The organism is Chitinimonas sp. BJYL2, from assembly GCF_027257935.1.
Lineage (GTDB): Bacteria > Pseudomonadota > Gammaproteobacteria > Burkholderiales > Chitinimonadaceae > Chitinimonas.
Window position 1 is genome coordinate 491,686 of sequence record NZ_JANZKW010000002.1, and the last position, 12,642, is coordinate 504,327.

10 protein-coding genes are annotated in these 12,642 nt (G+C 62.1%); 7 read left to right on the plus strand and 3 right to left on the minus strand.

The annotated features are described in order from the left end of the window. Positions 1–104: 104 nt before the first annotated feature. The 3 genes from O9X62_RS07830 to O9X62_RS07840 form a co-directional block, all read right to left on the minus strand. Entirely contained in the window at positions 105–1,124 is a 1,020-nt protein-coding gene (locus O9X62_RS07830) for a glycosyl hydrolase family 18 protein (RefSeq protein WP_269532245.1), read from the minus strand. A gap of 87 nt (positions 1,125–1,211) precedes the next feature. Next, a complete protein-coding gene (locus O9X62_RS07835; protein ID WP_269532246.1) occupies positions 1,212–1,820 on the minus strand; it encodes a response regulator transcription factor in 609 nt (202 codons plus the stop codon). Beyond that, complete coding sequence (locus O9X62_RS07840; protein WP_269532247.1) at positions 1,813–3,720, minus strand: nitrogen regulation protein NR(II); 1,908 nt, start codon at positions 3,718–3,720, stop codon at positions 1,813–1,815. Before O9X62_RS07840 ends, O9X62_RS07835 begins: the two co-directional genes overlap by 8 nt. Before the next feature lie 139 nt (positions 3,721–3,859). Here O9X62_RS07840 and O9X62_RS07845 point away from each other — a divergent pair, with 139 nt between their 5' ends. From O9X62_RS07845 to O9X62_RS07875, 7 genes are all read left to right on the plus strand, one after another. Beyond that, positions 3,860–4,864, plus strand: coding sequence for a TRAP transporter substrate-binding protein (locus O9X62_RS07845; RefSeq protein ID WP_269532248.1), 1,005 nt, complete (start codon positions 3,860–3,862; stop codon positions 4,862–4,864). Positions 4,865–4,912: 48 nt separating this feature from the next. Beyond that, entirely contained in the window at positions 4,913–5,470 is a 558-nt protein-coding gene (locus tag O9X62_RS07850; RefSeq protein ID WP_269532249.1) for a TRAP transporter small permease, read from the plus strand. Further along, positions 5,467–6,843 (plus strand): TRAP transporter large permease subunit, encoded by a 1,377-nt coding sequence (locus tag O9X62_RS07855; protein ID WP_308446445.1) that lies wholly within the window; start codon positions 5,467–5,469, stop codon positions 6,841–6,843. Before O9X62_RS07850 ends, O9X62_RS07855 begins: the two co-directional genes overlap by 4 nt. Positions 6,844–6,930: 87 nt before the next feature. Next, on the plus strand, positions 6,931–8,826 hold the full coding sequence (locus O9X62_RS07860; RefSeq protein ID WP_269532250.1) for a tetratricopeptide repeat-containing diguanylate cyclase: 1,896 nt from the start codon (positions 6,931–6,933) through the stop codon (positions 8,824–8,826). Positions 8,827–8,898: 72 nt separating this feature from the next. Then, entirely contained in the window at positions 8,899–9,756 is an 858-nt protein-coding gene (locus O9X62_RS07865; RefSeq protein ID WP_269532251.1) for a DMT family transporter, read from the plus strand. 94 nt (positions 9,757–9,850) lie between these two features. Next, positions 9,851–11,311, plus strand: coding sequence for a TldD/PmbA family protein (locus O9X62_RS07870; RefSeq protein ID WP_269532252.1), 1,461 nt, complete (start codon positions 9,851–9,853; stop codon positions 11,309–11,311). Beyond that, positions 11,308–12,630, plus strand: a complete 1,323-nt coding sequence (locus O9X62_RS07875) for a TldD/PmbA family protein (RefSeq protein WP_269532253.1) — start codon at positions 11,308–11,310, stop codon at positions 12,628–12,630. Before O9X62_RS07870 ends, O9X62_RS07875 begins: the two co-directional genes overlap by 4 nt. Positions 12,631–12,642 lie beyond the last annotated feature (12 nt).

A 12,642-nucleotide genomic window follows, 5' to 3' on the forward strand; every position in this document is an offset into this window, starting at 1 on the left:
CTATCAAACGTCTAGGCCGCCTTGTCCCGATATCGCTGCCGGATTGACCGGCATGTCCTGGTGCAATGCGCTGCGCTTATTGCACCCTACGCGGCCGAGTGGCGTCAGGGTTTGCGCAGGGCTTCCACGGCTTGCCAGGTAGCATCGCTGCGCCAACCGGGTGTGCTGAGCTGCAAGTCCCACAGGGCCACACCGGCACCTAAAGTTCTGAGCTCCTCCATATGGGCAACGATACTGCTGCCCTTACCCGTGGCACCCGCCTTGCCCCAATCGTCCATCCAGGTGGGTGCGCCCAGGATGATCTGTTCGGGCTTATAGCCCGCCCTGATGCCGTATTGCTGCTGCCAGCTGTAGCGGAATAGCGGTGCGCCGCCGGCGCAGACTTCGGTCTTGCCCGGCGGGGTGAAGGTGTCGGTGCTGCCTTCATACAGGTCCTGGTAGCCCATGCTGTGCAGGGCGTCGATATGGCCAGCCCAGTCTTGCCACCAGAGCATATTGGGGGCGTTGAAGCAGGGGCTGTGGAAGGTATCGATAGTCAGCAGCTTGCCGCGTGGGCGGACCAGTTTGGACAGGTGCTTCACAAAGCGGGCGTAGACCGGGCGGTCGTCGTCCAGAAAGCCTTCGCCTTCCAGATCGAGATCGATGCCATCGAGTTTGTATCTGTCCATCTCGGCCACCAGCGCGGCGGCGAAGGCTTTGCGGTTGTTGGCAAAGGCGTTGCGGGCCAGCGGCCAGTCCCAGTGCTTGAGCACCTGGGAGTTGTTGTACACCGTGAGCAGCACCTTGATATTGCGCGCATGTGCCCAATCGCGGATTTCGTCGATGTGGCGCGGATCGACTTGTTTACCCGTATCGTCTACCGGAGCGAGCACCAGCGATTTGCCATCCTTGGACGGGTTCCAGAACTGCAGTCCGATGCGGGTCAGCCCCTTGCCGATCAGCGGATTGCTGCTGAGTGCGGCGATGCTGGTTTCGATGCCATAAGGTGGCACCCAGCCCACGACCTGAATATTGCGCGGCTGTGCCTGGGATACGGATGAAGCAGTGGTTTTGTCGGCAACCGGCGCGGCAGCCAGCGGGCTGGTCAGCAGGGAAAGCGCCAGCAATCGGTGTATCAGCTTCACAGCGGCATCCAGTTTTAGTGGTATTAAACTGGACTATACACGGAACGGTACCAACCTTGATCACCACGGTGTGATCCGTTGCGTGCATCAGGCTGCTTTGCCAGCCAGCATCTGCGCCAAATCTACCGCCGAACGCACACCCATCTTGGCAAACACCTTGGCGCGATGGACCTCGATGGTACGGATGGTGATGTTGAGGTCGTCGGCAATCTGCTTGTTGAGCTTGCCGGCCAGTACGCGGTCCATGACCTCTCGCTCTCGCTGGGTCAGTGTGGCAAGACGCTTGTCCACGGCCTGCTGGCCCTGGCGTGACTGGCTGCGGCCGCGCACCACTTCGAGCGCATCGTCGAGCTTGTCGAGCAATTGCTGCTCGGCACAGGGTTTTTCGAGGAAATCGAAAGCGCCCTGCTTTATCGCCTGCACGGCCATGGGGATATCGCCGTGGCCCGACAGGAACAGCACGATCAGTTCGCTATCCACAGCACGCAGCTGATCGAACACATCCAGCCCCGAAAGGCCCGGCATGCGCACATCGAGTATGGCGACACCGTCACTGCCAGCGTCGACCTCGGCCAGGAACTGCTCCCCACTCTCGAACGAACGCACCATATAACCATGCGACAGCAGCAACAGACCCAGTGCATCTCGGACTGCTGCATCGTCATCAACCAGATAGACATGGCCCGGCTTATGCATGGTCACCCCTTGGCAGGCTCAGGTGGAATACGGCCCCGCCCGCTGGCGCGGCCTCGAACCAGAGTTTGCCATGATGCTGCTCCAGGATGGAGCGACAGATATTGAGGCCAATACCCATGCCGAATTCCTTGGTGGAGAAGAAGGCTTCAAACAGCCTGGCCGCGACTTCAGGGGAGATGCCCGGCCCGTTGTCCTGCACACTGAGTTGCACCGTATCGGCATCGTAGCGTGTGCTCAGCTGCACTTCGCGCGCCGAGGCGGCCCTGCCCGCGCAAGCATCCAGTGCGTTGCGTAGCAGGTTCAGCACCACCTGGCCCAGCAACACCCGGTCCGCCTCAATATCGGGCAAATCCACAGCCAGATCCCGGTTCAGACGGATGCCCCGGTTATGGGCGGTGGCATCGATCAGTTCCAGCGCGTCAATAGCAATGGCGTTGAGATTGCAGGTTTCGCGGTGGGGCGCATGCTTGCGCACGAACTCACGGATGCGGCGCACCACATCGGCGGCACGCTGGGCCTGTCCGGCGATTTTTTCCAGCGTGGTATCCAGTGTGACGGCATCCCCCTGGCTGGCGAACTGGCGGGCGGCGCTCGCATAGCTCGACATCGCCATCAGCGGCTGGTTCAGCTCGTGTGCCAGCGTGGAGGCCATTTCGCCCATGGCGACCAGACGACCGGTCTGACGCAGCTTTTCTTCCTGCTCCCGTTCGCGTGCTTCTGCGGCCTTGATGGCGGTGATATCGACCACCGAACTCATCCAGCCCGATTGCTTGCCTGTCGCATCGATGAGCGGCGCGGTGTACACGCGGGTGGCGACCAAGTGTCCGTCGGCATGGCGTATTGTCGACTCAAAACCATCGACCGGCGCCTTGCCTGCGAGCACCGCCTCGTTCTGCGCCTGATGTCCGGCCAGATCATCGGGGTTCCAGTAGGGGTAAGGCGGGCGCGTGCCGATCAGTTCGGCGGAGCTGTACCCCACCATACGGCAGAACGCCGGGTTCACATAGACGATGCGGCCTTCCATATCTCGCGCACGCATGCCCACGCTGAGCGAGTCTTCCATCGATTGGCGAAACGCGTGCTCCTCCCGCAATGCGGCCTCGGCCGATAGCCTTTGCTGCACCTGCCGGCGCAAGCGCCACCAGCTCAGCAGCACGATCACCGCGAGCACGATCACCGCGGCAATCAGCAGGCGCTGCACCACACCCGTCGGGGCGCGATACGCGGTGATCCGCAAACTCAGTCCATGCCCGACCGGATCAAAAGCCAGCTGGTACGACAGGGACTGATCGTCAGCAGCAATGCTGGACTTGCTGGCGATCTCGCGACCCTGTTCATCCAGCAAGGCCAGGCGGTATTTGGTGGCGAACCACCAAGGCACCTGCTGCGCTATCAATGCGGGCAGATCCACCAATGCGAGGAGGCGACGATCATGGTCAGCCAGCACCATCGCCACCGTACCGCGCCGGTCCAGCGGTGCTGTATAGGTCGTCCGGCCACTCAGCCGAGCCAGTCGCGTTTCTGCCGCCAGCTCACCGGCCAGCGCTGTACTGCCGGATTCGTAGCGCTGTGAGGGGGTATCCAGACGAATCGCCCGAATGGCCGGGTTGGCGGCAACCAGCAAGCGCGCCCGGGTACGGAACTGCGCGGCATCCAGCGGATTTTCACCCGCGTAGGCCAGCAAGGCCGCCATGCGCTCCTCGCTTTGCTGAAGCTGGAAGCGCAGGTTCTGCTCCACCCAGAGCACGTCGCTGATCAGGGTCAGCCGGGCCTCCTCATGCTCGCTATGACGCAAATAGGCAAGCAGACCCAGTACGGCCGCGACAAACAACACCAGCGCCACTCTGGGCCAGAGCCAGAGCCGACGGGGCGACAAGAGATCGTTGAGTGCGTAGTGCATACCTTCATGCTAACCCGGTGGCGCGCACGACTCATTGTGGTTAACCACAGCGGGGTATCCACAGTTGAATCAGCAGCTTGTGCGGCCAACAATGTAGCCACGCTGCAGCTCACTACGACAATCACAACGGAGACACGCCATGAAACGCCGCACCTTGCTGGGTACCAGTCTTGCCCTGATTCTCTCTGCCACGGCGTTCGCCGCCGATGCCCCCATCGTGATCAAGTTCAGCCACGTGGTGGCGCAGGACACGCCCAAGGGCAAAGCCGCCGAGCATTTCAAGAAGCTGGCCGAGGAGCGGACCAAGGGTCGCGTCAAGGTGGAGCTCTACCCGAACAGCCAGCTCTACAAGGACAAGGAAGAACTGGAAGCCCTGCAACTCGGTGCCGTGCAGATGCTGGCACCCAGCCTCGCCAAGTTCGGGCCGCTGGGCGTGAAGGAGTTCGAAGTCTTTGATCTGCCTTACATCTTTGACAACTACGACGAGCTGCACAAAGTCACCCAAGGCCCCATCGGTAAGGCGCTACTGGGCAAACTCTCCAGCAAGGGCATTACGGGTCTGGCGTACTGGGACAACGGCTTCAAGCAGTTCAGCGCCAACAAGCCGCTCAAGGCGCCGGGGGATTTCCGTGGCCTGAAGATGCGCATCCAGGCATCCAAGGTGCTCGATGCGCAGATGCGCGCACTGAGCGCCCTGCCGCAGCAGATGGCCTTCTCCGAGGTGTATCAGGCCTTGCAGACCGGCGTGGTGGATGGCACCGAGAACCCGGCATCGAACTTCTACACCCAGAAGATGCATGAGGTGCAGAAGTTCCTGACCCTCAGCAACCACGGTTATCTGGGCTACGCCGTGATCGTGAACAAGAAGTTCTGGGATGGCCTGCCGGCGGATGTACGCACTGCGCTCGACGGTGCGATGCGCGATGCCACCAAGTACGCGAACGAGATTGCCAAGGCCGAAAACGATGGCGATATCGAGAACGTGCGCAAATCCAATCGTACCCAGATCCTCACCCTGAACCCGGCCGAAAAAGCCGCGCTGCGCAATGCCATGGTACCGGTCCACAAGCAGATGGCCGACCGTATCGGCATGGACCTGATCACGTCCATCTACAAAGAAACCGGCTTCACCCCGGCCCAGTAAGTCCTTCGGCCCCGCTCGTTCCGTGCGGGGCCCTACCCGGAGCACACCATGAAATTCCTCGATCACCTTGAGGAGTGGCTGATTGCGTCCCTGATGGCCGCTGCCACCCTGATCATTTTTGTCGCCGTAGTCCACCGCTATGCCTCGGGCTGGGCCATCCCCGGCGTACAGGATTGGCTGCTGCAGCAAAACCTGGGCTGGGCGCAGGAGACCACCATCTACCTGTTCGTGTGGATGGCCAAGTTCGGTGCCGCCTATGGGGTGCGTACCGGCATCCATGTGGGTGTGGATGTGCTGGTCAACCGGTTGGCACCGCAGCACCGCAAGATTTTCGTCGTCATCAGCCTGCTGGCCGGTGCCCTGTTCACCGGCATCATTGGCACGCTGGGTGCGACTTTCGTATGGGAAATCGGCCATACCGACCAGACCTCGGTCGACCTCGAAATCCCCATGTGGATTGTCTATCTGGCCATTCCGCTGGGCTCGTTCCTGATGTGCTTCCGCTTCCTGCAAGTGCTCTGGACCTTCCTGCGCACTGGTGAAGTCCCCCACCACGATCACGGCCATGTCGAAGGCCTGGATGACGCCAAAGGAGAACCGGCATGAGCGCCGCTGAACTCAACCCTGCCAAGCCCATGTCGCTGAAGATCCCGCTTGCCGTGCTGGCTTCGCTGCTGGTGCTGGCGATTGCGGGTGGCAAGAACGCCATCATCTTCTGCCTGCTGATCGGCCTGATGCTGACCGGCATGCCGATCTCGATCGCACTCGGCCTCACCGTGCTGACCTTCATGTTCACCATGACCCAGGTGCCCATCGAAGCAGTGGCGCTCAAGCTGTTCACGGGTATCGAGAAGTTCGAGATCATGGCGATCCCGTTCTTCATCCTCGCCGGTAACTTCCTCACCCACGGCGGTGTAGCACGCCGGATGATCAACTTTGCCACCAGCATGGTCGGGCACTTCCACGGGGGGCTGGGCCTGGCTGCCGTGCTGGCCTGTGCGTTGTTTGCCGCCGTATCGGGCTCCAGCCCGGCTACGGTGGTGGCGATTGGCTCCATCATCCTGCCCGCCATGGTGAAGCAGGGATTCCCGAACCGATTCGGTGCCGGTGTCGTTACCACCTCCGGCGCACTGGGCATTCTCATTCCACCCTCCATCGTGATGGTGATGTACTCGGTGGCGACCAACACCTCGGTCGGCGCACTGTTCATGGCCGGGGTGATTCCGGGCCTGATGCTGGCTTTCCTGCTGGGCCTGACCACCTGGTGGCGTGCCCGCAAGAACGGTTACCCGCGCATGCCCAAGGCCAGCTGGCTGGAACGCTGGCAGGCCTTCCGCAAGGCGATCTGGGGCTTGCTGCTGATCGTGGTGGTGATGGGCGGCATCTACTCGGGCATCTTTACCCCCACCGAAGCCGCCGCCATGAGCGCCGTGTATGCCTTCGTCGTAGCAGTGTTTGTCTATCGCGATCTGCCCCTCAAGCGCGTCGGCAAGGTGCTGCTCGATTCGGCCAGCATGAGTGCGATGCTGCTGTACATCATTACCAATGCCATCCTGTTCTCGTTCCTGATGACGCACGAGAACATCCCGCAGGCCATGGCTGCCTGGCTGATGGAAATGGGCCTAGGTCCGATTGCCTTCCTGCTGGCCGTGAACCTGCTGTTGTTGCTGGCCGGCAACGTGATGGAACCATCGAGCATCGTACTGATCCTCGCGCCCATCCTGTTCCCGGTGGCCATGCAGCTGGGGATCCATCCCGTGCACTTCGGCATCCTCATCGTCGTGAACATGGAAGTGGGCATGTGCCACCCGCCGGTGGGGCTGAACCTCTATGTCGCGTCGGGCATTACCAAGATGGGCATCACCGAACTGACAATCGCCGTGTGGCCGTGGTTACTGACGATGTTGGGATTTCTGGTCGCCGTAACCTACATCCCGGAACTGTCGCTGTGGCTGCCCCGGATGATCGGCATGCTCTGATACCTGCACGCGGAATCGGCATACTCCAACAGGTCGCTGATGCGGCCTGTTGGCATCAGACCAGTCTTGCCTATACTGGCCCTAACGATGCCGCTCACTCCCTTACTCCGCTGCATGTACATGATGGCCATGGCGCTTGGCTCGCTGGCGGGCCAGGCATCACAACAGCCTTGGCGTGAAGAGCTGAATGCAGTCGAGCTGCAGTCTGACAGGGACATCAACGCAGCCTCCAGTAGGCTGAATCAGCTGCGACAGGGCTACGCGACGCGCAAGCAGACCGACGCCCTGGCTTATGCAGATTCGGTGGACTGCTATATGCGCCTCGTGAATGCCCCGGACCAGGCCACCGCCTTTGCTGATGCGGCGCTGGCAAAGCTCGCAGGCAAACCCGATAACGACACCGCCATCCGCCTGACCCTGTGCCGCGCCAGTGGTCGCGAGCAAACCAACGACCTGCGGGGTGCACGCACCGATTACGAGCAGGCCATCCAGCGTGCGCGTACGCTCCGGCGCCAGGACCTTGTTGCGGAAGGGCTGGGCCTGCTGGCCGATCTGCTTTCGTATCAGGGCGATATGGCCAATGCGCTGGTCATGGTGCGCGATGGCGTGCACCTCCTCGACCAATACGCCCCCTCCCCCCCCGATGAAAGCTGGTTGCGTATCCGTCGCGGCCTCTTGGGGCGCATGGCCAATATCTATGTAAGAACGGAAGAGCCTGCCAAGGCCATCGATTACTACAAGGAAGTCCTCGCCCACGAAGTACGCCTGGGCAATACCCAGAACATGATCAGCGGTTATTTCAATCTGGGTCGGGCCTATGAGGAAAACGGCCAGCTGGATCAGGCCATGAAAACGCTCCAGCAATCCATGACGCTGGCCGAATCCATTGACGATCAGGTCAGCATCGCCTGGGCGCAGCGGGCAGCGGGTGGTGTGCTGATCAAGCTCAAGCGTTACCGGGAAGCGCAGCCACTGCTCAATACCTCCTTGGCCGCATTCGAGAAGCTCAACGATGAGGAGATGGTGGCCCAGATCCGCTACCTGCTGGCGCTGGTCCATATGGAGGCCGGTGATCTGATCAGGGCCGATGTCCTGCTGAATCAGGCACTTCAGGTATTCCGCAAGAACGATAACCTGCGTTATCAAGAATGGGTGCTGGATGCCCTTGCCACGGTATCTGCCCGTCGTGGCCTGCATGTCACGGCCTATGATCAGCTACGCCAGCAGCATGAAGTGCATGCCAAGCTCGATGCAGATGCCCGCAGTAAGACCTCGGCACGCCTGCGCATGGAGTTCGACACCGAGAAGATCGAACAACAGAATCGCCAGCTACTCACTGAACAGAAGTTCCAGCAGGAGCAGCTGGCAGCCAGTCAGCAGATCAAGCAGCTCCAGTACATCGTGATCGCACTGGTGCTCGTCATTGCGGCCACCCTGCTGGTGTTGATGGTCAGGCAGGTGCGCGCCGGCAAGCGCCTTCGTACGGTTGCCATGACAGACGAGCTCACCGGCATTGCCAATCGCCGCAGCATCTACACTTGGGCCGAACGCCAGTGGGTGGACACCCGCGAGAACGACGCTGCCATCAGCCTGATTCTTATCGATATCGACTTTTTCAAGCGTATCAACGACGAGTTCGGCCACCCCATGGGCGACCATGTGCTCAAGCAGGTCGCCCTGTGCTGCCAGGAACAGCTGCGCCAGATGGACCGCATTGGCCGTGTTGGCGGAGAAGAGTTCATGGTCGTACTGCCGGGCGCGGGGCAGGAAGACACGCTGGGGGTGGCAGAGCGCCTCAGGGAGGCTGTAGCGAATCTGCCGTCCGATAACTGGGCGCCCGGCCTGAAGGTATCGATCAGCCTCGGGGTGGCCACCCGGACCCATGCGGCAGACCCTTTGCCCGCGCTGGTGCAGCGCGCTGACAAAGCGCTCTATCAGGCCAAGCAGAATGGCCGCAACCGGGTGGAAGTGGCCACCAGCTAGGCCGCCAGCCAGGCATCAGCTCGGCTATGATCGACGGCATTACCTCCTCAGCAGCGCTTTTGCCGTCACCCCATGCGACTGGTTTCACCTACCCTGCTGGCGCTCGCCGCCATTGCGCTCTGGTCCTCGCTGGCCCTAATCTCGACCCGGCTGGCCACCGTGCCGCCATTCCTGCTGGTCGGCCTGGCGCTGTGCATCGGCGGCCTTTGCAGCCTGCCGCATTGGCGTGACTGGCGCGTGCCCTTGCCGACCTTGCTGCTGGGCTGCTACGGCCTGTTCGGCTACCACTTCTGTCTGTTTCTGGCCCTCCGTTTTGCACCGCCACTGCAAGCCAACCTCATCAACTATCTGTGGCCGCTGCTGATCGTGCTGCTGTCGCCGTTACTCTTGCCGGGTACGCGACTCGGCGTGCGCCATGTACTGGGAGGCCTGTTCGGGCTAGCGGGCTGTGTGCTGGTGATCGCCGGCAAGGGCGATATCGGCCTGCAGGGGCAGCATGGCCTCGGCTATGCGCTGGCGGCCGTTGCGGCGGTAATGTGGGCGAGTTACTCCCTGCTGACGCGCCGCGTGCCGACGTTTCCAACCAGTGCGGTTGGCGGGTTCTGCATGGCATCCGGCCTGCTTGCGCTGCTTGCACACGCGGTGCTCGAACCGGCTTACACCCTCAATACGAGCGAGTGGCGCTGGCTGGCACTGTTGGGCATCGGCCCCATGGGTGCCGCCTTCTTCCTGTGGGATGCCGCCCTCAAGCGCGGTGACCCGCGCGCCATCGGGACAATGGCCTATCTTACGCCACTGGCATCGACCAGCCTGCTGGCACTGTTCGGCGGCCAACAGGCCGGCTGGCAAGCGCTGGCGGCACTGGGATTGATTCTTGCCGGCGCCTGGCTGGGGCAATCGGCCAAGCCCACAACGCAATCGGTGGCCTGACGGCGTGCTGCGTGGTGACGTAAACGTCACTCGGTAGGTATGATCAGCCCCTGACTGAATCGCGTTGTGATCAACGCACCCACAGGAAACCCCGATGTTCGACACGATTGAGCAACGCTTCCGCAAGCTGAAGTCCAGCGTGGACTTCTGCGCCATTCGCTATGTGGAAGAAGACAGCGAAACCCTGGCCGTGCGCCAGGGCAAGGCCGAGCCGCTGCGCCGCACGCGTGACCGCGGCGCGATGATTACGGTGTTCCACCGCGGTGGTTACGGCTATGCCGCCACCGCCGATTGCAGCGAATCCGGTCTGGCTGCCGCACTGGCGCGCGCCACTGCCTGGGCCGAGGCATCGGCCGACAAAACCGTATTCGATTACCGTCAGTTCACCCCACCCTCGCCGCAAGGCCGCTATCAGGGGCCGGGTACGGATCTGCCGCTGGACTGGAACCGCAAGGCGCTGTTCGACCTGCTGCTGTCGGAATCAGCAGCGGCCAAGGGCAAGGACGAGCGCATTGTCGACTGGTCGGCCGATCTGGCCCGCCTGGATATTCGTCAGCGTTACGTGACGCACGATGGCGGCGCAGTCGACCAGCAGTTCCGCGCCATCCTGCCGGGCCTGACCGTCACGGCCTATGCCGATGGCGAGGCACAGACCCGTAGCCTGGGCGGCCAGTATGGTGGCCTGTGTCGTCAGGGCGGCATGGAGATCATCGCCGAGGCCGGCCTGCTGGGCGCCGGCCGCCGCGTGGCCGACGAAGCACTGCAACTGCTGTACGCACCCAACTGCCCAAATGGTGCGATGGACCTGCTGCTGATGCCCGAGCAGATGATGCTGCAAATCCACGAGAGCATCGGTCACCCGCTGGAGCTTGACCGGATTCTGGGTGACGAGCGCAATTACGCAGGCACCAGCTTTGTAACCCTCGATATGTTCGGCCAGTACCAGTACGGCTCGCCACAACTGAATGTGACCTATGACCCCAGCGTGAGCAACGAATTCGCCAGCTATGGCTGGGACGACGACGGCCGCGCCAGCGAGAAGGTCTGGTTGATCCGCGACGGCATCCTGCAAGCCCCGCTGGGCGGCAGCATCTCGCAAGCCCGCGCCCATGCCATCGGCAAGGATATGGCGGCTGTGGCCAATAGCCGTGCCTGCAACTGGAACCGCCCGCCGATTGATCGCATGGCCAATCTCAATATCGAAGCCGGCGATCAATCGCTGGATCAGTTGATCGCACAGGTGGAACACGGTGTGTTGATGGATACCAACGTCAGCTGGTCGATTGACGACTCGCGCAACAAATTCCAGTTCGGCTGCGAATGGGGCCGGATCATCGAAAACGGCCAGCTCAAGGGCGTGGTCAAGAACCCCGGTTACCGGGGCATTTCGGCCACCTTCTGGCGCTCGCTCAAAGCGGTGGGTAACGGCGACACGGTCGGCGTGCTCGGCACCCCCAACTGCGGCAAGGGCGAACCCAATCAGGCCGTGCGCGTGGGCCATGCCTCGCCAGCCTGTCTGTTCAGCCAGATCGATGTATTCGGAGGTGAAGCATGATGCGCACCGCCTTCGCCGCCATCGCCAGCCATCTCAAGACCCGCCTGCTGCCGGACGAGCATTACACGCTATGGCTATCTGCCGAGCAGACCGACTTTGTGCGTTTCAACCACGGCAAGGTGCGCCAAGCCGGCCAGGTATCCCAGGCTTATCTCACCCTTACCCTGGTGCGTGGCCAACGCCATGCCAGTGAGCAGTTGTCCATCAGCGGCAACGCCGACGACCTGGCCTTGGTCGATGCCTCGCTGCTGACCCTGCGTGGCGCACTCGACGAGATCGAAGACGACCCCTATCTGCTGCTCAACACCACGCCGCAATCGAGCGAGCGAGCCGATGCCAACGTGCTGCCGGCATCCGAAACCATGGTGGCCGATATCGTGGCAGCGGCGGGCGATGCCGATCTGGTCGGCATTCTGGCTGCCGGCCCGGTGTATTACGGCTTTGCCAACAGCTATGGCCAGTTCAACTGGCAGGCATCCAGCAGCTGGAACTTTGACTGGAGCCTGTATGCGCACGGCGACAAGGCCGTCAAACGCGGCAGCGCAGGCACGCACTGGTCTGCAGAAAACATCGCTGCCGATATCGCCGAAGCCCGCACGCAGCTGGATCTGCTGCGCCTGCCGGCCAAGACGCTCACGCCCGGCAGCTACCGCGCCTATCTCACCCCGTCGGCCGTGGCCGAAATTGCCGGCATGCTCAACTGGGGTGGTTTGTCGGAAAAGCAGCTGCGCGCCAAGAAAAGCCCGCTGCTCAAGCTGGCCGAGGGCGAGCAATCGTTCTCGCCCAAGTTCACCTTGCTGGAGAACACCGGTGCTGGTCTGGCCCCGGCCTTCCAGGCCGAAGGTTTCATCCGCCCCGCTCAAGTGGCGCTGGTACAGAACGGCAAGCTGGCAGGCAGCCTGATCAGCCCGCGCTCGGCCAAGGAATACGGTATCGAGGGCAATGGCGCATCCAGCTGGGAAAGCAGCGAGTCCATGGACATGGCCGGCGGCGATCTGCCCACGGCCGAGGTGCTGCAGGCCCTAGGCACAGGCTTGTACATCAGCAACCTGTGGTATCTGAACTTCTCCGACCGCGCCGCCGGTCGCATTACGGGCATGACGCGCTTCGCCTGCTTCTGGGTAGAGAACGGCCAGATTGTCGCCCCGCTCAATGTCATGCGCTTTGATGACAGCCTGTTCCGCATCCTCGGCAGTGAACTCGAAGCCCTGACGAGCGAGTGTGAATTGCTGGTTGATCCGGGCAGCTATGGCGCACGTTCCAGCGCCAGCCAGCGGCTGCCGGGCGCTCTGTTGCGCTCGTTGAACCTGGTGCTGTAAACCGTAGGCGCG

Bases quoted from the DNA above. Each gene is read 5' to 3' on its own strand.
- O9X62_RS07875 (WP_269532253.1), top strand. From the start codon at position 11,308: ATGATGCGCACCGCCTTCGCCGCCATCGCCAGCCATCTCAAGACCCGC.
- O9X62_RS07850 (WP_269532249.1), top strand. From the start codon at position 4,913: ATGAAATTCCTCGATCACCTTGAGGAGTGGCTGATTGCGTCCCTGATG.
- O9X62_RS07870 (WP_269532252.1), top strand. From the start codon at position 9,851: ATGTTCGACACGATTGAGCAACGCTTCCGCAAGCTGAAGTCCAGCGTG.
- O9X62_RS07845 (WP_269532248.1), top strand. From the start codon at position 3,860: ATGAAACGCCGCACCTTGCTGGGTACCAGTCTTGCCCTGATTCTCTCT.
- O9X62_RS07835 (WP_269532246.1), bottom strand. From the start codon at position 1,820: ATGCATAAGCCGGGCCATGTCTATCTGGTTGATGACGATGCAGCAGTC.
- O9X62_RS07855 (WP_308446445.1), top strand. From the start codon at position 5,467: ATGAGCGCCGCTGAACTCAACCCTGCCAAGCCCATGTCGCTGAAGATC.
- O9X62_RS07840 (WP_269532247.1), bottom strand. From the start codon at position 3,720: ATGCACTACGCACTCAACGATCTCTTGTCGCCCCGTCGGCTCTGGCTC.
- O9X62_RS07865 (WP_269532251.1), top strand. From the start codon at position 8,899: ATGCGACTGGTTTCACCTACCCTGCTGGCGCTCGCCGCCATTGCGCTC.
- O9X62_RS07860 (WP_269532250.1), top strand. From the start codon at position 6,931: ATGCCGCTCACTCCCTTACTCCGCTGCATGTACATGATGGCCATGGCG.